Genomic DNA, 24262 nt, shown 5'->3' with positions numbered 1-24262 from the left:
GGTAATCCTGTCAAAGCAATTCTGAGGGAATGCGGGGGACCATTACTGGCCACAACATTTTTTAAATTTTTTTCCGGAGCCGCACGGGCATCGGTCGTTTCGCCCTGTTTCGGGGAAGGTTCCGTCAACATAATACCAGCGTTGCGCCAGACGAAGAAAGCGCGAACGCTCATGAATAAAGCTGTTGCGCTGATTTTCAGAGAAACGGGCGAAGAAGGTGACGTAGCCTTCTGCATTATCCCCTGGTGCTTGTGCCTCAACTATATGTAAACTAAGCCATCTGGTCACGGCAAAGCTCTCTTCCAGGCTCTCGCGGAAGCGCGCGGCATCGCAGTCAGGATGCCAGGTGGCAATCAGGTAATCGGCATCGCCTTTGGCGTAAGCGGTATAGCGCGAGCGCATCAATGCTTGCGGCGTAGGGGGAATGCCGTCACCATTGAGCCAGGGCTGGCAACATAAGCTATACTCCAATCCGCTACAGCATGGGCAGGATTCAGACACGTTGTCTCCAGAGGATAATAAAAAGCAGAGTGAGTTTTGGGCGTCATGGTAACCGAGCTGTGTGAGTGGCGCCATTGGTTCGTTAAGCAAACACCAGAGGTGGAATGAGACAGGTTAAGATTGGGCTGGCACTGGGATCGGGTGCAGCCAAAGGGTGGGCTCATATCGGCGTGATTGAGGCGCTGGAACGAGCCGGCATCAGGATTGATGTGGTGGCAGGTTGCTCCGTGGGAGCGCTTGTCGGCGCCGCTTATGCCAGTCAACGTCTTCCTCTTCTCGCCGGTTGGGTGCAGGGTTTCAGCTATTGGGAAGTGCTGCGCCTGATGGACTTCTCCTGGCAGCGTGGCGGCCTGCTGCGCGGCGAGCGCGTGTTCAGCCATGTACGTCGCCTGCTGCCGCATACGCATATTGAGGCTTGCAGCCTGCCGTTTGGCGCCGTCACCACCAATCTCAGTACCGGACGCGAACTCTGGCTGACGGAAGGGGATCTTCATCAGGCCATTCGCGCCTCATGCAGTATGCCGGGTCTGCTTTCGCCGGTCGCCTGGAACGGCTACTGGCTGGTGGACGGTGCCGTCGTCAATCCCGTGCCCATTTCTTTAACCCGTGCGCTGGGCGCCGATATCGTTATCGCCGTCGATTTACAGCACGACGCGCATCTGATGCAGCAAAACTTACTCTCCGTTACGCCACAAACCGTGAAGCTGCCCGCTGCTGCCGATGGCTGGCGCGGCAAGCTGCGACAAAAACTGAGCGAGATAGCCCAGAAAAAAGTTAATCAAACGCCGGGAGCGATGGAAATTATGACTACCTCGATTCAGGTGCTCGAAAACAGAGTCAAGCGCAACCGGATGGCCGGCGATCCGCCGGATGTGCTGATACAGCCTTTCTGCCCGCAGATTTCCACCCTGGATTTTCATCGGGCGGAAGAGGCCATTGAGGCAGGCAGGCTTGCCGTAGAGAAAAAGATGGATGAATTGCTTCCGCTGGTCCGTCAGTACGCAATGCCGGAAGAGAAATGAACAGACTTCGGGCAAATCTGAGAGGCGCAATTGTGGTTTTTGAGCCACTATTGACTTATCTGGCGCACAAGGGGGGACAATGGAGAAGCCATTAAGCGGAAAACAGATCCTGATAGTTGAAGACGAAGTGGTTTTCCGTTCTCTGCTGGATAATTTTCTGAGCGCGCTGGGCGCCACTACCTCGCTTGCCGATGATGGCGTTCAGGCTCTGGAAAGTATGCAGCACCAGGTCTTTGACCTGATGATATGCGACCTGGCTATGCCGCGCATGAACGGTATCAAGCTGGTTGAACATCTGCGCACCCGGGGCAACCCCGTGCCGATCCTGGTGATTTCCGCCACTGAAAACATGTCTGATATCGCACACGTACTGCGCCTTGGCGTGCAGGATGTGCTGCTGAAGCCGTTAAAAGATCTGGAAAGGCTGCGCGAGGCGGTTTACGAATGCCTCTATCCCTCTATGTTCACTTCCAAAGTCGAAGAGGACGAGCAGCTCTTTCAGGACTGGGACGCCCTGGTGCGCGATCCCCAGGCGGCGGCAAAGTTGTTAAAGCAGCTGCAGCCGCCGGTACAGCAGGAAATCGCTAACTGCCGCATTAACTATCGTCAGCTGACGATGGCGGAACAGCCGGGCCTGGTGCTCGACGTCGCGGCACTTTCTGATAAAGACCTGGCTTTTTATTGTCTGGACGTTACGCGCGCGGGCGATAACGGCGTGTTGGCCGCGTTATTATTAAGGGCATTATTTAACGGCCTGCTTCAGGATCAGCTTTCTGGTCAGGCGCAACGTCTGCCCGAGCTAAATAGTTTGCTGAAACAGGTTAATTTACTTTTACGCCAGGCCAACCTTCAGGGGCAATTTCCATTGCTGGTCGGCTATTATCACCAGGGATTAAAAAACCTTATCCTGGTTTCTGCTGGTTTAAACGCCACTCTGAATATTCATTCTCATCAAATACAGCTGAGTAATGGCGTTCCGCTTGGCACGCTGGGCAGTACGCATCTTAATCAAATCAGCCAGCGCTGCGATGCCTGGCAGTGTCAGGTGTGGGGCGCCGGCGGCAGGCTGCGCTTGATGTTGTCCACTGATTAAACGTCCCTTTCCTTTTTATCGCTGCGTGCCAGGGACAGGACCAGCGATAAGCTTTACACTTAGGTAATAGTCTTAAATTGCGTGGAAATGAATGAACCAGGATAAATCCATCCGGGTTCAGCTGATATACTCACTTCGTTTTTTAACTCGACATATCAAGTAATAACTTGAACGGCCTAAAGAGAGGTACTTAGATGTCTGCCTATAAGTCCAAAGTAAAAAAAGCGGTTATCCCTGTTGCTGGTCTGGGAACCCGTATGTTACCTGCCACCAAAGCAATTCCTAAAGAGATGCTGCCGCTGGTTGATAAGCCGTTAATTCAGTATGTCGTTAACGAGTGTATCGCTGCTGGTATCACCGAGATCGTGCTGGTAACGCACTCATCTAAAAACTCTATCGAAAACCATTTTGATACCAGCTTTGAGCTGGAAGCGATGCTGGAAAAACGCGTTAAGCGTCAGCTGCTGGAAGAAATCCAGTCTATCTGCCCGCCTCACGTGACCATCATGCAGGTACGTCAGGGTCTGGCGAAAGGCCTGGGCCACGCGGTAATGTGCGCTTATCCGGTTGTCGGTAACGAGCCGGTAGCGGTTATCCTGCCTGACGTTATCATCGACGAGTACGAATCTAACCTGGCTCAGGACAACCTGGCCGACATGATGCGTCGCTTCGATGGAACCGGCCACAGCCAGATCATGGTAGAGCCTGTAGAAGACGTGACCGCATACGGCGTGGTTGACTGCCAGGGCGCAGAGCTGAAAGCGGGCGAAAGCGCGCCGATGGTCGGTGTGGTAGAGAAGCCTAAAGCAGATAAAGCGCCATCTAACCTGGCGGTTGTGGGTCGTTACGTGCTGTCTGCGGATATCTGGCCTCTGCTGGCGAAAACGCCTCCAGGCGCAGGTGATGAAATCCAGCTGACTGACTCTATCGCTATGCTGATGGACAAAGAAACCGTTGAAGCTTACCACCTGAAAGGCATCAGCCACGACTGCGGTAACAAACTGGGCTACATGCAGGCATTCGTCGAATACGGCGTGCGTCATAATACGCTGGGTGCAGATTTCAAAGCATGGCTTGAAAGCACCGTTGGCAACGAGAAATAAGATTAATTTTTTAACCGGGACAATTCAATGAAAGTCACCGTATTTGGTATCGGCTATGTGGGTCTGGTTCAGGCTGCGGTTTTGGCCGAAGTCGGACATGACGTTCTTTGTATCGATGTCGACGCAAACAAAGTCGAGAATCTGAAGAAAGGGATCATTCCAATTTTTGAACCAGGCCTGACGCCGCTGGTGATGCAGAACTATGAGGCAGGTCGCCTTAAGTTCTCCACCAATGCGGAAGAGGGTGTTAACCACGGCATTATGCAGTTTATCGCTGTGGGCACGCCTCCGGATGAGGATGGCTCTGCGGATCTGAAATATGTCACCGCGGTAGCGCGTACGATTGCCCAACATATGAACGATCATAAAGTGGTTATCGACAAGTCAACCGTACCGGTAGGAACGGCTGACCGCGTGCGCGGCGTGATGGAAGAAACGCTGAAGGCGCGTGGCAAAGAGATCGCTTTCGATGTGGTATCTAACCCGGAATTCCTGAAGGAAGGTGCGGCGGTCAACGACTGTATGCGTCCTGAGCGTATTGTGGTAGGTACCGACAACGAAGCGGTAGTAGACCTGCTGCGCGAGCTGTATGAGCCATTCAACCGCAATCACGATCGTATGATCCTGATGGATATCCGCAGCGCCGAGCTGACCAAGTATGCAGCTAACTGCATGCTGGCAACAAAAATCAGCTTTATGAACGAGATCTCCAACCTGGCTGAACGCCTGGGTGCGGACGTCGAGAAAGTGCGTCAGGGTATTGGTTCCGATTCCCGTATCGGCTACTCCTTTATTTACCCTGGCTGCGGCTACGGCGGCTCCTGCTTCCCGAAAGACGTGCAGGCGCTGATCCGCACCGCCGAGCAGATTGGCTATAAGCCGCGTCTGCTGCAGGCTGTGGAAGACGTTAACGACTCGCAGAAGCACAAGCTGCCGGACTTTATCAAGCGTCACTTTGGCGACAACCTTCAGGGCAAAACCTTTGCGCTGTGGGGACTCTCCTTTAAGCCAAACACCGACGATATGCGTGAAGCGTCAAGCCGCGTGCTGATGGAAGCACTGTGGCAGGCCGGGGCTTCCGTTCAGGCTTTCGATCCGGAAGCGATGGACGAAGCGCAGCGCATCTATGGTCACCGCAGCGATCTTAAGCTGATGGGCACCAAAGAAGCGGCATTGCAGGGCGCAGATGGCCTGGTTATCTGCACCGAATGGCAAAACTTCCGCGCGCCGGATTTTGATGTCATTAAAAATGCGCTGAAAGAACCCGTGATTTTTGATGGTCGTAACCTGTATGATCCAGAAAGAGTCAGCAAACGCGGTTTCGTTTATTATGCAATCGGCCGCGGAGCTTCTATCCAAATTGCATAATTAACGAGGGAAGTATGAAATATCTGGTTACCGGCGCAGCAGGCTTTATCGGTTTTCATGTCGCACAACGCCTGTCAGGCGCCGGTCACCAGGTTGTCGGTCTCGACAACCTGAATGACTATTATGATGTAAAACTCAAACTCGCCCGCCTGGATTTACTCAAACCTTTTTCAAACTTCACTTTTATTGAGCTTGACCTTGCCGACAGGGAAGGGATGGCCGCGCTTTTTGCCGCCGAAGGTTTTGACCGCGTTATTCACCTGGCCGCACAGGCAGGCGTTCGTTATTCGCTGGAAAACCCGCTGGCCTATGCCGATGCCAATCTCATCGGACATTTAAATATTCTGGAAGGATGCCGCCATAATAAAGTCGGTCATCTGCTTTATGCTTCTTCCAGCTCCGTATATGGCCTGAACCGCAAAATGCCGTTCTCAACCGACGATACGGTAGACCATCCGGTTTCCCTGTATGCGGCGACTAAAAAAGCCAATGAGCTGATGTCTCATACCTATTCTCATCTTTATGGCATCCCAACTACTGGCCTGCGGTTTTTCACCGTCTACGGCCCGTGGGGACGCCCTGATATGGCCTTGTTTAAGTTTACCCGCGCCATGATTGCGGGTGAAAAGATTGACGTATATAACAATGGCCAGATGCGCCGCGACTTCACCTATATCGACGATATTGCCGAGGCCATCGTACGTCTGCAGGACGTTATTCCTCAGCCAGACGCCAGCTGGACAGTAGAAAGCGGCAGCCCGGCGACCAGTTCGGCGCCGTATCGCGTCTATAATATCGGCAACAGCAGCCCGGTGACGTTAATGGCTTATATCGAGGCGCTGGAGAAAGCGTTAGGCATGACCGCCGAGAAAAACATGCTGCCTATGCAGCCAGGCGACGTGCTGGAGACCAGCGCGGATACCACGGCGCTTTATAAGGCGATTGGATTTAAGCCACAGACTGGTGTAGAGGAAGGCGTAAGTCGATTTGTTAACTGGTATCGCACTTTCTATCAGGTATAACGGTAATAAAAAAAGGAAGCTTCGGCTTCCTTTTTTTATGTAGCCCGGATGAAAATTCATCCGCTGAAGAAATTTACAGCATGAAATCTTCGAGTTTTTTACCCTGTTCTTCGATAGCTTTTTTGATTACGGCTGGCGTACGACCCTGGCCGGTCCAGGTTTTCGTTTCGCCATTTTCATCCACATATTTATACTTGGCAGGACGGGCAGCGCGCTTGGCTTTACCCACGCTTTTTGCAGCGTTCTGCGTAGCAAGCAGTTCATTAGGATCGATGCCGTCGGCAATCAGCATTTCACGATATTGCTGCAGTTTACGGGTGCGCTCTTCGATTTCAGCCTGAGCGTGGCTCTCTTCATCACGGCGTTCGTGCACAACAACTTCCAGCTTCTCCAGCATCTCTTCTAAAGTTTCCAGCGAGCATTCTCTGGCCTGTGCACGCAGAGTACGGATGTTGTTCAAAATTTTAAGTGCTTCGCTCATTGTTCTAATCTCAAAAATTATAATGGGGGAATGTTCTGCCTGATAATAATAGAGTGCGTCATAATGAACTGCAATAGCTAATTTTGTAAGGGAAAGAAATGTGTTTATCTTTCGACGCTGACAATCCCTTATTAAGCCCTGGACAAATAGGCTTAAGATGAATAAAAGATTGATTGTTGCAACAGATAACCACTTCAGCTTACCCCAACGCCTGGAATTATAATCAAAGTTGTAGGCTTGTTTTGCTAAATGGTGTTCAAAGCTAACCCACAGAAAACGCAGTGAATAATAGCAAGAACACAATCCTTTTTTTAATCGTTAAATGCGATAAAAATAGCCGCGGTAAAACCCGTTGCGAAAAGGGGCCGGCGATTTCGCCTGTCCATTAGTACAGTCTTTACGCCAGCGGCTACGCAATACTGCACGAAAAAGGCGCGCCGCAGGGTCATCCTGGTCTTTGATGAGTGTGATACAATAATCTTAACCCGTTAAACTTTAATTCGGAGCAAGGCCAGATGGCTCAGCTTTATTTTTATTATTCCGTAATGAATGCAGGTAAATCGACTGCGCTATTGCAGTCCTCATATAACTATCATGAGCGCGGGATGCGCACGCTGGTCTATACAGCAGAAATTGATAATCGTTTTGGATCGGGCAAAGTGAGTTCGCGTATTGGCCTTTCTTCTCCAGCAAAATTGTATAATAACGACACGGCACTTTTTGATGAGATAAAAGCAGAACAGCAAATGGAACCGGTTCACTGCGTGCTGATAGATGAATCGCAATTTCTGACCAGAGAGCAGGTAAAAGCGTTATCTGACGTGGTGGATAATCTGGATATCCCGGTTCTCTGTTATGGTTTACGAACCGATTTTCGCGGGGAGTTATTTAGCGGCAGCCACTATCTTCTTGCCTGGGCCGACAAGCTTGTCGAGCTGAAAACAGTTTGCCACTGCGGAAGAAAAGCGGGAATGGTATTAAGAGTCGATGAAAACGGCGAGCCTTACGATGAGGGCGAGCAGGTAGTGATCGGCGGCAACGAGCGCTACGTCTCGGTCTGCCGTAAGCATTATAAGGCGGCGCTTGAGCAGCACTCGCTGGAGGCGGTTTACGGGGAAAAAGGCCGCAAGCCAGCCTGAAAAGGGGAAAGGCGATGCGACAAAACCAGAGCGGTTCTTAACGCCTGATGTGCGCAGGATGATTAGCCCGGCTTAAGGATAAAAAAAACCCGCCTTGCGGCGGGTTTCAGTCAGGTTAGATTATTTTTTCACTTTCTTGCGCATTTCGACCGGCTGCGCCACCAGGGCTTCGGCTACGGAATCGAAAGGCTCTACGTATTCACGACCGTAGAAGGTATCCATCATAATTTGCTTCAGCTCGGCAATCAGCGGATAGCGCGGGTTAGCACCGGTACACTGATCGTCAAAGGCATCTTCCGCCAGCTTATCCACTTTTGCCAGGAAGTCCGCTTCCTGTACGCCAGCCTCGCGAATCGATTTAGGAATACCCAGTTCCGCTTTCATTCCTTCGAGCCACGCAAGCAGTTTTTCAATTTTCTGCGCGGTGCGGTCGCCAGGCGCGCTAAGACGCAAATGGTCGGCTATTTCAGCATAGCGGCGGCGAGCCTGCGGACGATCGTACTGGCTGAACGCCGTCTGCTTGGTTGGGTTATCGTTAGCGTTGTAGCGGATAACGTTGCTGATCAGCAGGGCGTTAGCCAGACCGTGTGGAATATGGAACTCAGAGCCTAACTTGTGCGCCATGGAGTGGCAGACGCCAAGGAAGGCGTTGGCAAAAGCGATACCGGCGATGGTCGCGGCGTTATGGACGCGCTCACGAGCAACAGGGTTTTTCGCGCCGTCACGATAGCTCGCCGGTAAATTTTCCTGCAGCAGCTTCAGCGCCTGGAGCGCCTGGCCGTCGGAATATTCGTTAGCAAGCACTGAAACATAGGCTTCCAGCGCGTGGGTCACGGCATCCAGACCGCCAAAAGCGCACAGCGACTTCGGCATGTTCATCACCAGGTTGGCGTCAACGATAGCCATATCCGGCGTCAGCGCATAGTCAGCCAGCGGATATTTCTGGCCGGTCGCGTCATCGGTCACCACCGCAAAAGGCGTAACTTCTGAACCGGTGCCGGACGTAGTGGTAATGGCAATCATCTTCGCCTTCACGCCCATTTTCGGGAACTTATAGATACGTTTACGGATATCCATAAAGCGCAGCGCCAGCTCTTCGAAATGGGTTTCGGGATGCTCGTACATCACCCACATAATTTTTGCCGCATCCATTGGCGAACCGCCGCCGAGAGCAATAATCACGTCTGGTTTGAAGGAGTTCATCTGCTCCGCGCCCTTACGCACGATGCTCAGTGTCGGATCCGCTTCGACTTCAAAGAACACTTCGGTTTCAAGGCCGTGAGATTTCAATACCGATACCACCTGATCCGCATAGCCGTTGTTAAACAGGTAACGGTCGGTAACGATAAAGGCGCGTTTGGCACCGTCGGTCGCCACTTCTTCCATGGCGATAGGCAGGGAACCGCGGCGGAAGTAGATAGACTTAGGAAGTTTATGCCACAACATATTTTCTGCTCGCTTGGCCACGGTTTTCTTGTTGATCAGATGTTTAGGTCCTACGTTCTCGGAGATAGAGTTGCCGCCCCAGGAGCCGCAGCCGAGCGTCAGTGACGGAGCAAGTTTAAAGTTATACAGGTCGCCGATGCCGCCCTGCGAAGCCGGGGTATTAATCAGAATACGCGCGGTTTTCATTCTGTCGCCGAAGTAGTTAACGCGCTCACGCTCGTTATCCTGATCGGTGTACAGGCAGGAGGTGTGACCGATACCGCCCATCGCCACCAGTTTCTCCGCTTTGCTGACCGCGTCTTCAAAATCTTTTGCACGGTACATGGCAAGCGTAGGGGAAAGTTTTTCATGCGCGAAAGGTTCGGACTCATCGACCAGCTTCACTTCGCCAATCAGGATCTTAGTGCTGGACGGTACGCTGATACCTGCCATTTCGGCAATTTTCACCGCTGGCTGGCCCACAATCGCCGCGTTCAGACCGCCGTTTTTCAGGATGATATCCTGTACCGCTTTCAGCTCTTTGCCCTGCAGCAGATAGCCGCCGTGGCTGGCGAAGCGTTCGCGTACGGCGTCGTAGGCGGAATCCACCACGATAACAGATTGTTCAGAGGCGCAGATTACGCCGTTATCGAAGGTTTTAGACATCAGGATGGAAGCTACGGCGCGTTTGATATCCGCCGTCTCGTCAATCACGACCGGAGTATTACCGGCACCGACGCCGATAGCCGGTTTACCGGAGCTATAGGCCGCTTTCACCATGCCTGGCCCGCCGGTCGCAAGGATCAGGTTAATATCCGGATGGTGCATCAGCTGATTGGAAAGCTCCACGGAAGGCGCGTCAATCCAGCCGATAATATCTTTTGGTGCACCGGCGGCAATAGCTGCCTGCAGCACGATGTCCGCCGCTTTGTTGGTGGCGTCTTTAGCGCGCGGGTGCGGAGAAAAGATAATACCGTTGCGGGTTTTAAGGCTAATCAGCGCTTTAAAAATAGCGGTGGACGTTGGGTTAGTGGTGGGTACAATGCCGCAGATCAGGCCGGTAGGTTCGGCGATAGTGATGGTGCCGAAGGTGTCATCAGTGTCGAGAATACCGCAGGTTTTCTCATCTTTATAAGCGTTATAGATATATTCAGAGGCAAAATGGTTTTTGATGACTTTATCTTCAACAATCCCCATTCCGGATTCCGCTACGGCCATTTTAGCCAGAGGAATGCGGGCGTCGGCAGCGGCCAGAGCGGCAGCGCGGAAAATCTTGTCGACCTGTTCCTGAGTGAAATTCGCGTACTCTCGCTGGGCTTTCTTTACACGTTCGACCAGTGCGTTAAGCTCAGCAACGTTAGTAACGGTCATAATGCTCTCCTGATGAAAGTTAAACTCTGTTAGTAAACAAGTCAGAACTGTCAATTATAGACAAGGGCGCCTGGTTGTTACCGAAACGTGCTGGCTTTTTGGTTTCCAGGTTCTACAGGTTTACTAAAAGAGTCTACGCATCATTACCGTTACAGGCGGTGAATCTGCGGGTAATTCCGTTTACTGAGTACAATAGTACGCACAGGTCTGGCCGATGATTTTGATGTAGATCAAGAAGCATTCATGCTGACACCTTTCAGCATCAGCCTTGCGGCCTGTTACCTGAATTTTCAATAGGCTACATTTGCCGAACAGGCTAAATTATTAGCGCTATAGTTTGCTAATATATGAATTATTAGAGTAATTAACTGCTTAAACAGCTGTCGGAGGGAGCAAATCTACGGCAGCCCGGGCTTGACCGACGCGTTAAGCGACATCCCCCTTACTGGAGTAAAGCGTGAACCCGACCATCCTCGATCTTTCAGGCTATATAAAATTTTTCGTCGGGCTTTTTGCGCTGGTAAACCCGGTCGGCATTATTCCCGTCTTTATCAGTATGACCAGCTATCAGCTGCCGGCAGCCCGTAACAAAACCAACCTGACGGCCAGCCTTTCCGTCGCCATTATTCTCTGGACCTCGCTATTTTTAGGCGACGCTATTCTGCATCTGTTCGGTATCTCGATTGATTCTTTCCGCATTGCGGGCGGAATACTGGTGGTGACTATCGCGATGTCGATGATCAGCGGCAAGCTGGGCGAGGATAAACAGAACAAGCAGGAAAAAACAGAAACCGCCGTGCGCGAAAGCGTGGGCGTAGTGCCGCTGGCGCTGCCTTTAATGGCGGGGCCTGGCGCCATCAGCTCGACCATTGTCTGGAGCACCCGCTATCACAGCTGGGTAAACCTGCTTGGCTTTAGCGTGGCGATTGCGCTTTTCGCCGTCTGCTGCTGGCTGCTGTTTCGCGCGGCACCGCTGATGGTCAGGGCGCTGGGGCAGACAGGAATCAACGTTATCACCCGTATTATGGGGCTGTTGCTGATGGCGTTGGGTATCGAATTTATCGTCACCGGCGTCAGGGCGCTGTTTCCGGGGCTGGTGGGATAAAACTCCTCACTATAAAACGGGCCTGTAGAGGCATAATCTGCGCTTAATTCACCGATGCAATAAAATGGCGCCCCAAAATTGTGCAAAAGAGTGCCGCGCTGCCCTTTTTTGGTGCGAGTATTCTTCTGGCTTAACCAGCTGCGCAGATTATTAATGTAATTACTGAAAAATAACCTTTTTTCAGAAGCTCATCAGAAAATGTTATTTCAATAACAAATTTTATCGCTGTTATGATGCGTGCATCACACAGTAAATGTCATGATAAAGGTTTCATCTATTATTTTATGCTGAGAAATAGGGGTTAAAGCCTCATCTCTGCTGCAACATACAAATAACGGCAAGAAATAGCGGATTTTTAAAGAAATTATTTCCAAATCAAAGGGTTGCCTTTTGTTTTTTATTCAAAATAAGTTATGTATTCGTTAACTTCTGCGTAATAAAAGCGAATTGGTTAACATTTTCGTTATTTTACCTTGGCGCGAAAAGTCGGCATCTGATAGGTTTTGCTGCAGCGGACAAAACTGGCATCAGATGTGCAAAGCCTGTCAGGCAACGTTTACGTCAGAAATTTTCGTACAGAGGTAGAAATCGTTTAATGAGATTATTGCTGAAGCCTCTGAAGCTGGCCGTCGCTGTCTGTAGCGCGTTGACCGCTTCCTCCCTGAGCGCTGCGCCCGCAGGCATTGCACTGGCCCCGCAGCAAAGCATCACGATTAATAACGGCGGCGAAGTCTCCACGCTCGACCCGCAAAAAATTGAGGGCGTGCCGGAAAGCAACGTGGTGATCAACCTGCTGGAAGGGCTGGTGGCGACCGACAACAATGGCCATATCGTGCCGGGTATGGCCGAGAGCTGGCACAGCGAGGCGGGCAAGGTCTGGAATTTTACGCTGCGTAAGGCCACGTGGAGCAACGGCGAGCCGGTAACCGCACAGGATTTCGTTTACAGCTGGCAGCGCCTGGCCGATCCGCATACGGCTTCACCCTATGCCAGCTATCTGCAATACGCGCATATTGAAAACATTGACGAGATCCTGGCCGGAAAAAAACCACCGACAAGTCTTGGCATCCGCGCGGTTGACGACACTCATCTACAGATAGTGCTGAGCGAGCCGGTACCTTATTTTATCGCGCTGGCGGCCTACGCGGCACTAAAGCCGGTAAACCGTAAAGCCGTCGAACAGTGGGGCGAGAAGTGGACGCAGCCTGCGCACTACGTCGGCAACGGCGCTTATACCCTCAGCGACTGGGTAATCAACGAAAAAATCGTGCTGAAGCGCAATCCTCACTACTGGAACAATGCGCAGACCACTATCGAAACGGCCACCTTTCTGCCCATAACGTCTGAAGCGACCGATGTTAACCGCTATCGCAGCGGCGAAATCGATATGACCAACAGCGTGCTGCCGCCCGAGCTTTTCCCCATGCTGAAGAAAACGCTGGGCACTCAGGTGCGCGTCAGCCCGCTGCTGTGCACCTTCTATTATGAACTGAATAATAAGCGACCGCCGTTTAACGATCCGCGCGTGCGTACAGCGGTCAAGCTGACCCTGGATCGCGATATTATCGCCAACAAGATTATGGGGCAGGGGCAGATCCCGGCGGGCGGGTTTACGCCGCCTTTTATTGACGGCGCGGATTTACCTCCACCGGCCTGGATGAAGCTGACGCAGCAACAGCGCAACGAACAGGCGAAGGCCTTGCTGAGCGAGGCAGGCTACAGCGCGGAAAAACCGCTGCGTTTCCGGCTGCTTTATAACACTTCCGATTTAAATAAAAAGCAGGCTATCGCTGCGGCTTCAATGTGGCAGAAAAACCTGGGCGCGCAAGTCACGCTGGATAATCAGGAGTGGAAAACCATGCTGGATACCCGGCATCAGGGCGATTTTGAGGTGGCTCGCGCTACCTGGTGCGCCGACTACAACGAACCCTCCACCTTTCTTAACGCCATGCAGAGCCAGTCTTCCAACAACACGGCGTTCTATAAAAGCGATAAATTCGACGAGCTGTTGGCAAAAACGCTGTCGGCTGACGATGCCGCACAGCGCGCCTCGCTTTATCAGCAGGCCGAGCAGCAGCTCGATCGCGATTCCGCTATCGTTCCCGTCTATTACCGCGTCAGCGCAAGGTTGATCAAGCCCTGGGTTGGCGGTTTTACCGGTAAAGATCCGCAGGATCAGCCGGATATAAAATATTTATATATTATAAAACATTGATTTGTAAGGAAGGTAATAGCTAGTGATGACAGCAGCCAGGGCAAATAAAAAACGGCCGTGACGTATTCGTTCCCCGTCATGAGCCGTGGCCCGGCAAAGAGGGATAGCTAAAGCGTCCCGGTAATAATAAAAACTGGAGTAGCAAAATGACCAACATCACGAAAAAGCGCCTGCTGGCGCTGGGTATTCTGAGCGCGCTGACCGGCATGGCATCGGCCGCTACGGTGCCCGCAGGCGTGCAGCTTGCCGCTAAGCAGGAGCTGATTAAAGGTAACGGCGACGAAGTGCAGTCGCTGGATCCCCATAAAATTGAAGGCGTGCCGGAATCTAACGTCAGCTACGACCTGCTGGAAGGGCTGCTGATCAACGACACCAACGGCCATCCCATTCCGGGCGTGGCGGAAAGCTGGGAAAACAAGGACGGCAAGGTCTGGACTTTCCATCTGCGCAACAACGCTAAATGGTCTAACGGCGAGCCGGTCACCGCACAGGATTTCGTCTACAGCTGGCAGCGCCTGGCCGATCCTAAAACGGCATCGCCTTACGCCAGCTACCTGCAATACGGGCATCTGGCCAATATCGACGATATTATCGCGGGCAAGCAGAAGCCCGACCAGCTGGGCGTAAAGGCGCTTGATGCGCACACGCTTCAGGTCACTTTGACCGAATCGGTGCCTTATTTTTATAAGCTGCTGATCCATCCATCCATGTCGCCGGTTTATAAACCCGCTATCGACAAGGCTGGCGAAAAGTGGACGCAGCCGGAAAACTGGGTCGGCAACGGCGCCTATAAGCTACAGGAACACATTATTAACGAGCGCATCGTCGTGGTGCGCAACCCGCAGTATTGGGACAACGCGCATACCGTGCTCGATAAGGTTACCTTCCTGCCGATCCCTTCTGAAGTTAACGACGTTAACCGCTACTTCAGCAGCAACGGCAGCGATATGACCTACACCAACCTGCCGATCGAGCTGTTTAAAAAGTTGCAAAAAGAGAATCCGAAGGAATTGCGCGTCGATCCTTATCTCTGCACCTATTATTACGAACTCAACAATCAGAAAGCGCCTTTTAACGATCCTCGAGTCCGCACCGCGCTGAAGCTGGGGCTGGACCGCGATATCATGGTCAATAAAGTGCTGGCGCAGGGTCAGCAGCCCGCCTGGAGCTATACACCGCCGGCCATTGACGGCGCCGATTTAGTCAAGCCGGAATGGATGAGCTGGACGCAAGAGAAGCGTAACGAAGAGGCGAAAAAACTGCTGGCGGAAGCGGGCTACACTGCCGATAAGCCGCTGACCTTCGAGCTGCTTTATAACACTTCCGATCTGCATAAGAAGTTGGCTATCGCCGTCTCGTCGATCTGGAAGAAAAACCTGGGCGTCAATATCAAGCTGAATAACCAGGAGTGGAAAACCTTCCTGGATACCCGTCATCAGGGCAATTTTGACGTGGCGCGCGCCGCCTGGTGTGCGGACTATAACGAGCCGACCTCGTTCCTGAACACCATGCTCTCCGACAGCAGCAACAATACCTCGCACTATAAATCGCCAGCCTTCGACAAAATTATGGCGTCGGCCATGGCGGCCAGCGACGAAGCGGCCCGCAGCAAAGCTTATACCCAGGCGGAGCAGCAGCTGGATAAAGATTCGACCATCGCGCCGGTGTTCTACTACGCCAATACGCGCCTGGTTAAGCCTTACGTCGGCGGCTATACCGGCAAAGATCCGTTGAACTATCTCTACGATAAAAATCTCTACATCATCAAACACTAAAAAAATCGGGGGAAGGAACGCTTCCCCCATGTAATTCTTTTGAGCAGTGCTGAAGCACAGGCCAGCAGGTACGGGCAATGTTAAAATTTATTTTTCGTCGTTTTCTGGAAGCGATTCCGACGTTACTGATCCTGATTACTATCTCTTTCTTTATGATGCGCCTCGCACCCGGCAGCCCTTTTACCGGCGAGCGTACGCTGTCGCCCGAAGTGATGGCGAACATTGAAGCCAAATATCATTTAAACGATCCCATCTGGAAACAGTATCTGGACTATTTGATCCAGCTGGCGCGCGGCGACTTTGGGCCGTCGTTTAAATACAAAGACTATTCGGTCAACTACCTGGTCGGACACGCCTTTCCGGTATCGGCCAAACTGGGTTTTGCTGCTTTTATCCTGGCGATTGTGCTGGGCGTGACGGCGGGCGTAATAGCCGCGCTGAAGCAGAACAGCAAATGGGATTTCCTGGTGATGGGCGTGGCGATGACCGGCGTGGTGATCCCCAGCTTTGTGGTGGCGCCGCTGCTGGTGCTGGTGTTCGCCATCGTGCTGAAATGGCTGCCGGGCGGCGGCTGGAACGGCGGGGCTATCCAGTACATGATTTTGCCGATGGTGGCGCTGTCGCTGGCCTATATCGCCAGTATCGCCCGCATCACGCGCGGATCGATGATCGAGGTGCTTCACGCCAACTTTATCCGCACGGCGCGCGCTAAAGGGTTGCCGATGCGCCGCATTATTCTGCGCCACGCGTTGAAGCCTGCGATGCTGCCGGTGCTTTCCTACCTTGGCCCGGCGTTTGTCGGCATTATTACCGGTTCAATGGTTATCGAAACCATTTACGGCCTGCCGGGTATTGGGCAGCTGTTCGTGAATGGCGCGCTGAACCGCGACTACTCGCTGGTGCTCAGCCTGACCATTCTGGTCGGCGTGTTGACCATTCTTTTTAACGCGATCGTTGACGTGCTTTATGCGGTTATCGATCCAAAAATTCGTTATTAATCGCGGAGTTCGCCATGATACTGAGTAAGAAAAACAGCGAAGCTCTCGACGCCTTTAGCGAAAAGCTGGAGATCGAAGGCCGCAGCCTGTGGCAGGACGCCCGCCGTCGCTTTATTCATAACCGGGCGGCGCTGGCCAGCCTGAGCGTGCTGGTGCTGATTGCGCTCTTTGTGATCTTCGCGCCCATGCTCTCCTCGTTCACCTACGATGATACCGACTGGGGCATGATGTCCAGCGCGCCGGATATGGTGTCTAAGCATTACTTCGGCACGGACTCGTCGGGACGCGATCTGCTGGTGCGCGTGGCGATCGGCGGACGGATCTCGCTGATGGTCGGCATCGCTTCCGCGCTGGTGGCGGTGCTGGTGGGCACGCTTTACGGCTCGCTGGCCGGTTACCTGGGCGGCAAAGTCGATTCGGTGATGATGCGCCTGCTGGAAATCCTTAACTCCTTTCCGTTTATGTTCTTCGTGATCCTGCTGGTGACCTTTTTTGGCCGTAATATCCTGCTGATTTTCGTGGCGATCGGGCTGGTTTCCTGGCTGGATATGGCGCGTATCGTGCGCGGCCAGACGCTGAGCCTGAAGCGCAAAGAGTTTATCGAGGCGGCGCATGTCGGCGGCGTCTCTACCGCCAGCATCGTGCTGCGCCATATCGTGCCTAACGTGCTGGGCGTGGTGGTGGTTTATGCCTCGCTGCTGGTGCCGAGCATGATCCTGTTTGAATCCTTCCTCAGCTTCTTAGGCCTGGGCACGCAGGAGCCACTGAGCAGCTGGGGCGCGCTGCTCAGCGACGGCGCCAACTCGATGGAAGTCTCGCCGTGGCTGCTGCTGTTCCCGGCCGGTTTTCTGGTGGTGACGCTGTTCTGTTTCAACTTTATCGGCGATGGTCTGCGTGATGCCCTCGACCCGAAAGATCGCTAAGGAGTTTCCCGATGAACGTTACACAACTACAGCCAGCGATGGCCACGCAGGCGGGAAGCGAACTGCTGCTGTCGGTAAAAGATTTGCGCGTGACTTTCACCACGCCGGACGGCGATGTGACCGCCGTTAACGACCTTAATTTTGACCTGCGGGCGGGCGAAACGCTGGGCATCGTCGGCGAGTCCGGCTCCGGCAAGTCGCAGACGGCTTTTGCACTGATGGGGCTGCTGGCGGGCAACGGGCGCATCGGCGGCTCGGCGCGTTTTCGCGGCAATGAGATCCTCAACCTGCCGGAAAAGCAGCTTAACCGGCTGCGGGCGGAACAGATCGCGATGATTTTTCAGGATCCCATGACCTCGTTAAATCCCTATATGCGGGTGGGCGAGCAGCTGATGGAAGTGTTGCAGCTGCATAAAGGCTTGAGCAGCGCGCAGGCTTTTGAAGAATCGGTGCGGATGCTGGATGCGGTGAAAATGCCCGAGGCGCGCAAGCGCATGAAGATGTATCCGCACGAGTTCTCCGGCGGGATGCGGCAGCGCGTGATGATCGCGATGGCGCTGCTGTGTCGGCCTAAGCTGCTGATTGCCGACGAACCGACCACGGCGCTGGACGTCACCGTGCAGGCGCAAATTATGACGCTGCTCAACGATCTGAAAAGAGAGTTCAACACCGCGATTATTATGATCACCCATGATTTGGGCGTGGTGGCGGGCATCTGCGATCGCGTGCTGGTGATGTATGCCGGACGTACGATGGAGTACGGCAAAGCGCGCGATATCTTCTATCAGCCAACGCACCCTTATTCGATTGGTTTGCTCAACGCCGTGCCGCGCCTCGACGCGGAGGGCGAATCCCTGACCACCATTCCCGGCAATCCGCCCAACCTGCTGCGGCTGCCAAAAGGCTGTCCGTTTCAGCCTCGCTGTCCGCACGCGATGGAAATTTGCGCCACGATGCCGCCGCTGGAGCCGTTTGGACAGGAGCGGCTGCGCGCCTGCTTTAAACCTGCGGAGGAGCTGGTATGAGCACGACAGAAAAGAACGTTCTGCTGGAAATCGCCGATCTGAAAGTGCATTTCGCGATCAAAGACAGCGGGCAGTGGTTCTGGCAGCCGCCGAAAACGCTGAAGGCCGTGGACGGCGTCAGCCTGCGCCTGTACGAAGGCGAAACCCTGGGCGTGGTGGGCGAGTCCGGCTGCGGGAAATCAACGCTGGCCCGCGCCATCATCGGGCTGGTCAAGGCCACGGAAGGGCGCGTCGCCTGGCTGGGCCGCGACCTGCTGGGGCAAAGCGAAGAGGAGTGGCGCAGGGCGCGTAGCGATATCCAGATGATATTTCAGGATCCGCTGGCCTCGCTGAATCCGCGTATGACCATCGGCGATATTATTGCTGAACCGCTGCGTACCTATCATCCCAAAATGGCGCGTCAGGAAGTCAAAGAGCGGGTCAAAACAATGATGATGAAGGTGGGGCTGCTGCCGAACCTGATTAACCGCTACCCGCACGAATTTTCAGGCGGCCAGTGCCAGCGCATCGGCATTGCCCGGGCGTTAATTCTGGAGCCCAAACTGATTATCTGCGACGAGCCGGTTTCCGCGCTGGATGTTTCTATTCAGGCGCAGGTGGTCAACCTGCTCCAGCAGCTACAGCGCGAGATGGGGCTGTCGCTGATCTTTATCGCCCACGATCTGGCGGTGGTAAAACATATCTCCGATCGCGTGCTGGTGATGTATCTGGGCCATGCGGTGGAGCTGGGCACCTATGATGAGGTTTATCAGAACCCGCAGCATCCTTACACCAGGGCTTTAATGTCCGCCGTGCCGATCCCCGATCCCGACCTGGAGAAAAACAAGGTTATCCAGCTGCTGGAAGGGGAGCTGCCTTCGCCGATCGATCCGCCATCGGGCTGCGTATTTCGCACCCGCTGTCCGATAGCCGGGCCGGAGTGTGCCAAAACGCGTCCGCTGCTGGAAGGCAGCTTCCGTCATGCGGTCTCCTGCCTGAAGGTCGATCCGTTATAAAAACCAGACCGCATCCCGGCGACGGGATGCGGCTGCGGTTTATTCACGCCACAGAATATGGCAGAGCTTGTGGTCTTTTTCGCGGCACAGCAGGACGCGAGCGAAGATATCGGTCACCGGGTCGCCGTCGTTTTCTCCCAGGCCAATCACCACCTCGGCAAAAAAGTCCGGGTTCAGATCGAAATCCACATGCTCGGCCCAGTCCTCGGCGGGATCGTGCAGCTCTGCACCGCCGCGCTCTTCAAACTGAAGATTAAAGAGCAGGATATCGGCCGGATCGAGATTATCGCCCGCCAGCTCCAGAAAAATATCGTAGGCCTGTTCCAGGGTTTCATCTTCGGTAAGGCGGTTATTTAAATCCATAAAATTTCCCATAATGCCCGTCAGGGCTGTGCAATGCCGCTCGTTTTACAACAGCGGGCTGAAGAAATAAAACAGTCGTTCGACAATCCTCTGCCACCAGGCGCGCCGCGTCCACTGTTTTGCATCCAGCAGCCGCGAACGGGCGATATAATCATCCTGTACGCGCGCCAGATCGCCGCCGAAACCGTCATCATCAATCACCAGCGTAATCTCGAAATTGAGCCACAGGCTGCGCATATCCAGGTTAACCGTGCCGATGAGGCTCAGCTGCCCGTCAACCAGCACGCTCTTGGTATGCAGCAGGCCTTCTTCAAACTGATAAATTCTGACGCCCGCTTCCAGCAGTTCCGCAAAAAAAGCGCGGCTCGCCCAGCCTACCAGCAGTGAATCATTATGTCTTGGCACGATAATGCTCACCTCGACGCCGCGCTGCGCGGCGGTACAGATAGCGTGCAGCAAATCGTCGCTGGGCACGAAATAGGGCGTGGTCATAATCAGCTGCTCGCGCGCCGAATAGACGGCGGTCAGCAGCGCCTGGTGAATCAGATCTTCAGGAAAGCCCGGCCCGGAGGCGATAACCTGAATGGTGTGGCCGCTTTCCTGCTCGAAAGGCATAATAGTGCCGTCCGGCGGCGGCGGCAGAATGCGCTTGCCGGTTTCAATCTCCCAGTCGCAGGAGTAGATGATGCCCATGGTGGTTGCCACCGGGCCTTCCATGCGCGCCATCAGGTCAATCCACTGGCCCACGCCCGCATCCTGTTTAAAAAAGCGCGGATCGACCAGGTTCATGCTGCCGGTATAGGCAATATAGTTATCGATCAGCACCACTTTGCGATGCTGGCGCAGATCCATGCGGCGTAAAAAGACGCGCAGCAGGCTGACTTTCAACGACTCCACGACATCAATGCCCGCGTTGCGCATCATCGCGGGCCAGTCGCTGCGGAAAAACTGCACGCTGCCGGCGGAGTCCAGCATCAGCCGACAGTGAACGCCGCGCCGCGCCGCCGCCATCAGTACTTCCGCCACTTCATCCGCCATGCCGCCGGGCTGCCAGATATAAAACACCATCTCGATATTATGGCGAGCCAGCTGGATATCGCGGATCAGTGCCTGCATCGTATCGTCCGTAGAGGTGAGCAGCTGTAGCTGGTTACCTTTTACCCCGGCGATACCCTGACGGTTTTCACAAAGCTGAAACAGCGAGCGCGCCACGTCGCTGTTATCACGGGCAAAAATATGGTGACAGGATTTCAGATCGTTCAGCCATTTGGCGGTGGAAGGCCACATGGTGCGGGCGCGTTCGGCACGACGCTTCCCCAGATGCAGCTCGCCAAAGGAAAGATAGGCGACGATGCCTACCAGAGGGAGAATATAAATAATCAGCAGCCAGGCCATCGCCGAAGGCACCGCGCGGCGCTTCATCAGAATGCGCAGCGTGACCCCGGCAATCAGCAGCCAGTAACCAAACAGCAGCAGCCAGCTCATTAAAGTATAAAAAGTCGTCATAAAAGCGGAAGTCCTGTTCACCTCTGATTACAGGAGTTTACGTGCAGATCGGAGCGGACGAAACCTTTTCCTCAAGTCATCGGACTTGGCGTAGAGACAGAAGTCTTTATAATGCGGCGCGAGTTTTTGCAAGCGAAGAGGGTAATATGAGACGGAGTAGAAATGAAGTCGCACGCTGGCGCATGTCGCGTCAAATTCAGCGCCGACGGGCGCGCTGGCTGGAAGGGCAGTCGAGACGCTACGGACGGATGCACGCCATTCGCCATCAGCTAAGCCAACAGCAGCGTCGTTCTATTCTGTTTATTACCCAGCTGGTCTGAGCGTAAATACCCGGCCTTGCGCCGGGTTTCTTTTACTGCCTGCGCCTCAGGCGCCCGGCATCCAGGCGCCGCTGGCGATAAACCATATCAGCAGCGCCGCGCCTGCTATACCGACCGCGGCCGGGAAAAGATAGCCAATTTTCATCAGGGTTCCAGGCGGAAGGCGTTAAAACGTGCGCTTAAATGGTTTAACGGCAACCTGCTTATAAACGCCCGCGGCGATATAAGGATCGTCCTGCGCCCAGGATTGCGCCTCTTCCAGCGACGAGAACTCGGCGATCACGGTAGAGCCGGTAAAGCCCGCCACGCCAGGTTCGTTGCTGTCCACCGCCGGCATCGGCCCGGCGATAATCAGGCGTCCCTCATCCTGTAACAGCTGCAAACGTGCCACATGCGCGGGGCGAACCGCCTGCCGCTTTGTCAGTGAATCCGCATTATCTTCTGCATAAATTACGTAGAGCACGTTAACTCCTGTCCATCGCTAATGATTGGCGATCACGTTAAGGCATCGTTCGCTATTCTGCAAATGAAAGATGCTCTTGCAGGCGCGGCGCGTAAGGCTAACCGATTTTCTGACAAATTCACGCCTGAAAAGAGGCGAGTTGTTGAAACTGATTGCTATTTGCATTTAAACTTACGCCTCAACTTTTACAGCAGAAAGATTATGACGACGCTGACAGAAACTTCATTTCCTCGCCGACTTTCGCTACCGACCCTGCTTTCCGTGGGTCTGCACGCCGTGGTGATTGGCGGAATACTTTATGCTTCTTTTCACCAGACCGTGGAAGTGCCAAAAGCGTCTCAGCCTATCAGCGTCTCTCTGGTCGCGCCGGAAGTGCAGCCGGAGCCACAGCCAGCGCCCCAGCCTGCGCCGCAGCCGGTAGCGGAGCCTGAACCCGAACCTGAACCCGTGCCGGAGCCGGAGCCGCCTAAAGCGGAACCGGTGCCGATCCCGAAACCCGTTCCCAGGCCTAAACCCAAACCTAAGCCTAAAAAGGAAGTGGTGAAGCCGAAGAAAGAGGTGAAGCCGCGCGAGGAGCCTCGCCAGGCCGCGCCGTTGAATAACGATCGTACGGCTACCGCGACCAAACCTTCTACCGCGCCGAAAACATCGGCAGCGCCTTCAACGGCCGTCTCTTCCGGCCCGAAAGCGATGAGCATTGGCAAACCGGCCTATCCGTCACGCGCCTTTGCGCTGCGTCTGGAAGGGCATGTTCGCGTGCAATTTGACGTGGACAGCTCGGGGCAGGTGGGAAATATCCGCATTCTCGAGGCCGAGCCGCGCAATATGTTCGAGCGTGAAGTGAAAAACGCCATGCGTAAGTGGCGCTATGAGGCGGGCAAGCCGGGCAAGGATTTGAAAATGAACGTTGTCTTTAAAATCAACGGCGGCAGCAGCATTGAGTAACGGGTGATGTTGCCCATAATAAAAAACGGGAGCAAATTTTGCTCCCGTTTTTTATGCCGTTACGCTTCGCTAAAATGGCTTTTTTCCGGTGGCAGCGGTCGCGATTTGCCTTCGCCGTCAACGGCAACGTAGATAAATACCGCTTCGGTGGTACAGTAGCGCTGGCCAATCGGTTCTGAAGACACCTTCTTAATCCAGACTTCTACGTTAATTGTAATCGAGCTGCTGCCGGTACGAATGCAGCGCGCATAACAGCTGACCACGTCACCTACCGCAACCGGCTTCAGAAAGGTCATGCCGTCAGCCCGCACCGTCACCACGCGGCCGCCCGCGATCTCTTTTGCCAGAATGGCGCCGCCCATATCCATTTGCGACATCAACCAGCCGCCGAAAATATCGCCGTTGGCGTTAGTATCCGCAGGCATAGCCAGCGTGCGCAGCACCATTTCGCCCTCAGGCTGTCGTTGTTCGTCACTCATTATCTTGCTTCCGCATAAAAACGCCGTATCCGGCGCTGAATTATTTTTCTTCCTGCGGCATCAGGCGATAGATATAGACGCCGCTGAGCAGGGTGAAGAGCAGAGTCAGGCCGGTCAGGCCAAACACTTTAAAGTTAACCCAGAAATCCTGTGGTAGCCAAAAGGCGACGTAGATATTGGCCAGGCCACAGGCCAGAAAGAATATCGCCCAGGCCACGTTCAGCCTGCGCCACGCGGCCTGCGGTAACGTCAGCTCTTTACCCAACATGCTCTGGATCAGCGTCTGTTTCATCCAGAACTGGCTGTAGAGCAGCGCGGCGGAGAACAGCGTGTAGATGACCGTGACTTTCCATTTAATAAATTCGTCGTTATGAAAAACCAGCGTCAGCGTGCCGAAAACGGCGACCAGCACAAAAGTGACGATGGTCATCTTCTCCAGCCTGCGATAAAGCAGCCAGCTGGCCACCAGCGCCAGCGCGGTGGCGACGATCAGCGCGCCCGAGGCGACGAAAATATCGTAGAGCTTATAAAAAACGAAAAAGACCACGAGAGGAAGAAAATCGAGTAACTGCTTCATAAGGGCTTCCGGTTATCAGATCAACACATCGGCTGCGCGCCGGTGAAG

The 24262-nt window shown here is 53.9% G+C and carries 24 protein-coding genes; 15 read left to right on the top strand and 9 right to left on the bottom strand.

Annotated elements, in window-relative coordinates; genetic code table 11:
- Positions 1–42: 42 nt before the first annotated feature.
- Positions 43–501: a YchJ family protein gene (locus ACA373_RS05145; RefSeq protein WP_253453771.1), complete on the bottom strand. Its 459-nt coding sequence runs from the start codon at positions 499–501 to the stop codon at positions 43–45.
- A 104-nt stretch (positions 502–605) separates the two neighbouring features.
- Here ACA373_RS05145 and rssA point away from each other — a divergent pair, with 104 nt between their 5' ends.
- The 5 genes from rssA to ACA373_RS05120 all read left to right on the top strand — a co-directional run bounded on the left by rssA (position 606) and on the right by ACA373_RS05120 (position 6109).
- Positions 606–1523, top strand: a complete 918-nt coding sequence (gene rssA / locus ACA373_RS05140) for a patatin-like phospholipase RssA (protein ID WP_253453773.1) — start codon at positions 606–608, stop codon at positions 1521–1523.
- Between the two features lie 79 nt (positions 1524–1602).
- Positions 1603–2616 (top strand): two-component system response regulator RssB, encoded by a 1014-nt coding sequence (gene rssB, locus ACA373_RS05135; RefSeq protein WP_301251621.1) that lies wholly within the window; start codon positions 1603–1605, stop codon positions 2614–2616.
- A 194-nt stretch (positions 2617–2810) separates the two neighbouring features.
- Positions 2811–3719, top strand: a complete 909-nt coding sequence (gene galU / locus ACA373_RS05130) for a UTP--glucose-1-phosphate uridylyltransferase GalU (RefSeq protein WP_370734101.1) — start codon at positions 2811–2813, stop codon at positions 3717–3719.
- A 27-nt stretch (positions 3720–3746) separates the two neighbouring features.
- Complete coding sequence (locus tag ACA373_RS05125) at positions 3747–5087, top strand: UDP-glucose/GDP-mannose dehydrogenase family protein (RefSeq protein WP_253453776.1); 1341 nt, start codon at positions 3747–3749, stop codon at positions 5085–5087.
- 14 nt (positions 5088–5101) lie between these two features.
- Positions 5102–6109: an NAD-dependent epimerase gene (locus ACA373_RS05120; protein WP_253453778.1), complete on the top strand. Its 1008-nt coding sequence runs from the start codon at positions 5102–5104 to the stop codon at positions 6107–6109.
- Between the two features lie 73 nt (positions 6110–6182).
- Here ACA373_RS05120 and hns read toward each other — a convergent pair whose 3' ends face one another.
- The gene (gene hns, locus ACA373_RS05115) at positions 6183–6590 is read right to left on the bottom strand and encodes a histone-like nucleoid-structuring protein H-NS (RefSeq protein ID WP_253453780.1); all 408 of its coding nucleotides are present in this window, start codon (positions 6588–6590) and stop codon (positions 6183–6185) included.
- Positions 6591–7105: 515 nt separating this feature from the next.
- On the opposite strand from hns, the gene tdk reads away from it, so the two are divergent.
- Positions 7106–7729 (top strand): thymidine kinase, encoded by a 624-nt coding sequence (gene tdk / locus ACA373_RS05110; protein ID WP_125287746.1) that lies wholly within the window; start codon positions 7106–7108, stop codon positions 7727–7729.
- A 120-nt stretch (positions 7730–7849) separates the two neighbouring features.
- On the opposite strand, the gene adhE is transcribed toward tdk, so the two are convergent.
- Complete coding sequence (gene adhE / locus ACA373_RS05105) at positions 7850–10525, bottom strand: bifunctional acetaldehyde-CoA/alcohol dehydrogenase (RefSeq protein ID WP_301251624.1); 2676 nt, start codon at positions 10523–10525, stop codon at positions 7850–7852.
- 457 nt (positions 10526–10982) lie between these two features.
- Between adhE and ACA373_RS05100 the strand changes: the two genes are divergently transcribed.
- The 7 genes from ACA373_RS05100 (at position 10983) to oppF (ending at position 19561) form a co-directional block, all read left to right on the top strand.
- Complete coding sequence (locus ACA373_RS05100) at positions 10983–11630, top strand: YchE family NAAT transporter (protein ID WP_125287744.1); 648 nt, start codon at positions 10983–10985, stop codon at positions 11628–11630.
- Positions 11631–12225: 595 nt separating this feature from the next.
- Positions 12226–13845: an ABC transporter substrate-binding protein gene (locus ACA373_RS05095; RefSeq protein WP_301729475.1), complete on the top strand. Its 1620-nt coding sequence runs from the start codon at positions 12226–12228 to the stop codon at positions 13843–13845.
- A 146-nt stretch (positions 13846–13991) separates the two neighbouring features.
- The gene (oppA, locus tag ACA373_RS05090; RefSeq protein WP_253453788.1) at positions 13992–15620 is read left to right on the top strand and encodes an oligopeptide ABC transporter substrate-binding protein OppA; all 1629 of its coding nucleotides are present in this window, start codon (positions 13992–13994) and stop codon (positions 15618–15620) included.
- Positions 15621–15697: 77 nt separating this feature from the next.
- Positions 15698–16618, top strand: coding sequence for an oligopeptide ABC transporter permease OppB (oppB, locus tag ACA373_RS05085; protein ID WP_253453790.1), 921 nt, complete (start codon positions 15698–15700; stop codon positions 16616–16618).
- Positions 16619–16632: 14 nt separating this feature from the next.
- The gene (gene oppC, locus ACA373_RS05080; RefSeq protein ID WP_125287740.1) at positions 16633–17541 is read left to right on the top strand and encodes an oligopeptide ABC transporter permease OppC; all 909 of its coding nucleotides are present in this window, start codon (positions 16633–16635) and stop codon (positions 17539–17541) included.
- An 11-nt stretch (positions 17542–17552) separates the two neighbouring features.
- Positions 17553–18566, top strand: a complete 1014-nt coding sequence (locus ACA373_RS05075) for an ABC transporter ATP-binding protein (RefSeq protein WP_253453792.1) — start codon at positions 17553–17555, stop codon at positions 18564–18566.
- A complete protein-coding gene (oppF, locus tag ACA373_RS05070) occupies positions 18563–19561 on the top strand; it encodes a murein tripeptide/oligopeptide ABC transporter ATP binding protein OppF (protein WP_253453794.1) in 999 nt (332 codons plus the stop codon). Before ACA373_RS05075 ends, oppF begins: the two co-directional genes overlap by 4 nt.
- Positions 19562–19600: 39 nt before the next feature.
- On the opposite strand, the gene ACA373_RS05065 is transcribed toward oppF, so the two are convergent.
- Positions 19601–19924: an HI1450 family dsDNA-mimic protein gene (locus tag ACA373_RS05065; RefSeq protein WP_125287737.1), complete on the bottom strand. Its 324-nt coding sequence runs from the start codon at positions 19922–19924 to the stop codon at positions 19601–19603.
- Positions 19925–19969: 45 nt separating this feature from the next.
- Positions 19970–21430, bottom strand: coding sequence for a cardiolipin synthase (cls, locus tag ACA373_RS05060; protein ID WP_253453797.1), 1461 nt, complete (start codon positions 21428–21430; stop codon positions 19970–19972).
- A 146-nt stretch (positions 21431–21576) separates the two neighbouring features.
- Between cls and ACA373_RS05055 the strand changes: the two genes are divergently transcribed.
- Positions 21577–21750 carry a YciY family protein gene (locus ACA373_RS05055; protein WP_125287735.1) on the top strand — a complete coding sequence of 58 codons (174 nt, stop codon included), beginning with the start codon at positions 21577–21579 and terminating at the stop codon, positions 21748–21750.
- Between the two features lie 46 nt (positions 21751–21796).
- On the opposite strand, the gene ACA373_RS05050 is transcribed toward ACA373_RS05055, so the two are convergent.
- Both ACA373_RS05050 and ACA373_RS05045 read right to left on the bottom strand, forming a co-directional pair.
- Positions 21797–21895 (bottom strand): YoaK family small membrane protein, encoded by a 99-nt coding sequence (locus ACA373_RS05050; protein WP_148101246.1) that lies wholly within the window; start codon positions 21893–21895, stop codon positions 21797–21799.
- A gap of 21 nt (positions 21896–21916) precedes the next feature.
- Positions 21917–22213, bottom strand: coding sequence for a YciI family protein (locus ACA373_RS05045; RefSeq protein ID WP_253453799.1), 297 nt, complete (start codon positions 22211–22213; stop codon positions 21917–21919).
- Between the two features lie 201 nt (positions 22214–22414).
- On the opposite strand from ACA373_RS05045, the gene tonB reads away from it, so the two are divergent.
- A complete protein-coding gene (gene tonB, locus ACA373_RS05040) occupies positions 22415–23158 on the top strand; it encodes a TonB system transport protein TonB (RefSeq protein WP_301251630.1) in 744 nt (247 codons plus the stop codon).
- A 59-nt stretch (positions 23159–23217) separates the two neighbouring features.
- Here tonB and yciA read toward each other — a convergent pair whose 3' ends face one another.
- Positions 23218–23637, bottom strand: a complete 420-nt coding sequence (gene yciA, locus ACA373_RS05035) for an acyl-CoA thioester hydrolase YciA (protein WP_370734100.1) — start codon at positions 23635–23637, stop codon at positions 23218–23220.
- 40 nt (positions 23638–23677) lie between these two features.
- Positions 23678–24214, bottom strand: a complete 537-nt coding sequence (locus ACA373_RS05030) for a septation protein A (RefSeq protein ID WP_253453805.1) — start codon at positions 24212–24214, stop codon at positions 23678–23680.
- Between the last annotated feature and the right edge of the window lie 48 nt (positions 24215–24262).

The sequence above is a fragment of the Erwinia sp. STN24 genome (genome assembly GCF_041320675.1).
In the GTDB taxonomy this organism is placed as follows: Bacteria; Pseudomonadota; Gammaproteobacteria; order Enterobacterales; family Enterobacteriaceae; genus Erwinia; species Erwinia aeris.
Note: the sequence above shows the minus strand (reverse complement) of the source record. Positions and strands in the feature narration are given on the sequence as shown.

What these genes read in the sequence shown, in the direction of transcription:
- oppA (WP_253453788.1), top strand. Translation starts at nt 13,992, where the DNA reads ATGACCAACATCACGAAAAAGCGCCTGCTGGCGCTGGGTATTCTGAGC.
- ACA373_RS05095 (WP_301729475.1), top strand. Translation starts at nt 12,226, where the DNA reads ATGAGATTATTGCTGAAGCCTCTGAAGCTGGCCGTCGCTGTCTGTAGC.
- tdk (WP_125287746.1), top strand. Translation starts at nt 7,106, where the DNA reads ATGGCTCAGCTTTATTTTTATTATTCCGTAATGAATGCAGGTAAATCG.
- ACA373_RS05120 (WP_253453778.1), top strand. Translation starts at nt 5,102, where the DNA reads ATGAAATATCTGGTTACCGGCGCAGCAGGCTTTATCGGTTTTCATGTC.
- tonB (WP_301251630.1), top strand. Translation starts at nt 22,415, where the DNA reads ATGACGACGCTGACAGAAACTTCATTTCCTCGCCGACTTTCGCTACCG.
- ACA373_RS05055 (WP_125287735.1), top strand. Translation starts at nt 21,577, where the DNA reads ATGAGACGGAGTAGAAATGAAGTCGCACGCTGGCGCATGTCGCGTCAA.
- yciA (WP_370734100.1), bottom strand. Translation starts at nt 23,637, where the DNA reads ATGAGTGACGAACAACGACAGCCTGAGGGCGAAATGGTGCTGCGCACG.
- oppF (WP_253453794.1), top strand. Translation starts at nt 18,563, where the DNA reads ATGAGCACGACAGAAAAGAACGTTCTGCTGGAAATCGCCGATCTGAAA.
- galU (WP_370734101.1), top strand. Translation starts at nt 2,811, where the DNA reads ATGTCTGCCTATAAGTCCAAAGTAAAAAAAGCGGTTATCCCTGTTGCT.
- ACA373_RS05065 (WP_125287737.1), bottom strand. Translation starts at nt 19,924, where the DNA reads ATGGATTTAAATAACCGCCTTACCGAAGATGAAACCCTGGAACAGGCC.
- rssB (WP_301251621.1), top strand. Translation starts at nt 1,603, where the DNA reads ATGGAGAAGCCATTAAGCGGAAAACAGATCCTGATAGTTGAAGACGAA.
- oppC (WP_125287740.1), top strand. Translation starts at nt 16,633, where the DNA reads ATGATACTGAGTAAGAAAAACAGCGAAGCTCTCGACGCCTTTAGCGAA.
- cls (WP_253453797.1), bottom strand. Translation starts at nt 21,430, where the DNA reads ATGACGACTTTTTATACTTTAATGAGCTGGCTGCTGCTGTTTGGTTAC.
- adhE (WP_301251624.1), bottom strand. Translation starts at nt 10,525, where the DNA reads ATGACCGTTACTAACGTTGCTGAGCTTAACGCACTGGTCGAACGTGTA.
- rssA (WP_253453773.1), top strand. Translation starts at nt 606, where the DNA reads ATGAGACAGGTTAAGATTGGGCTGGCACTGGGATCGGGTGCAGCCAAA.
- oppB (WP_253453790.1), top strand. Translation starts at nt 15,698, where the DNA reads ATGTTAAAATTTATTTTTCGTCGTTTTCTGGAAGCGATTCCGACGTTA.
- ACA373_RS05075 (WP_253453792.1), top strand. Translation starts at nt 17,553, where the DNA reads ATGAACGTTACACAACTACAGCCAGCGATGGCCACGCAGGCGGGAAGC.
- ACA373_RS05030 (WP_253453805.1), bottom strand. Translation starts at nt 24,214, where the DNA reads ATGAAGCAGTTACTCGATTTTCTTCCTCTCGTGGTCTTTTTCGTTTTT.
- ACA373_RS05125 (WP_253453776.1), top strand. Translation starts at nt 3,747, where the DNA reads ATGAAAGTCACCGTATTTGGTATCGGCTATGTGGGTCTGGTTCAGGCT.
- ACA373_RS05050 (WP_148101246.1), bottom strand. Translation starts at nt 21,895, where the DNA reads ATGAAAATTGGCTATCTTTTCCCGGCCGCGGTCGGTATAGCAGGCGCG.
- hns (WP_253453780.1), bottom strand. Translation starts at nt 6,590, where the DNA reads ATGAGCGAAGCACTTAAAATTTTGAACAACATCCGTACTCTGCGTGCA.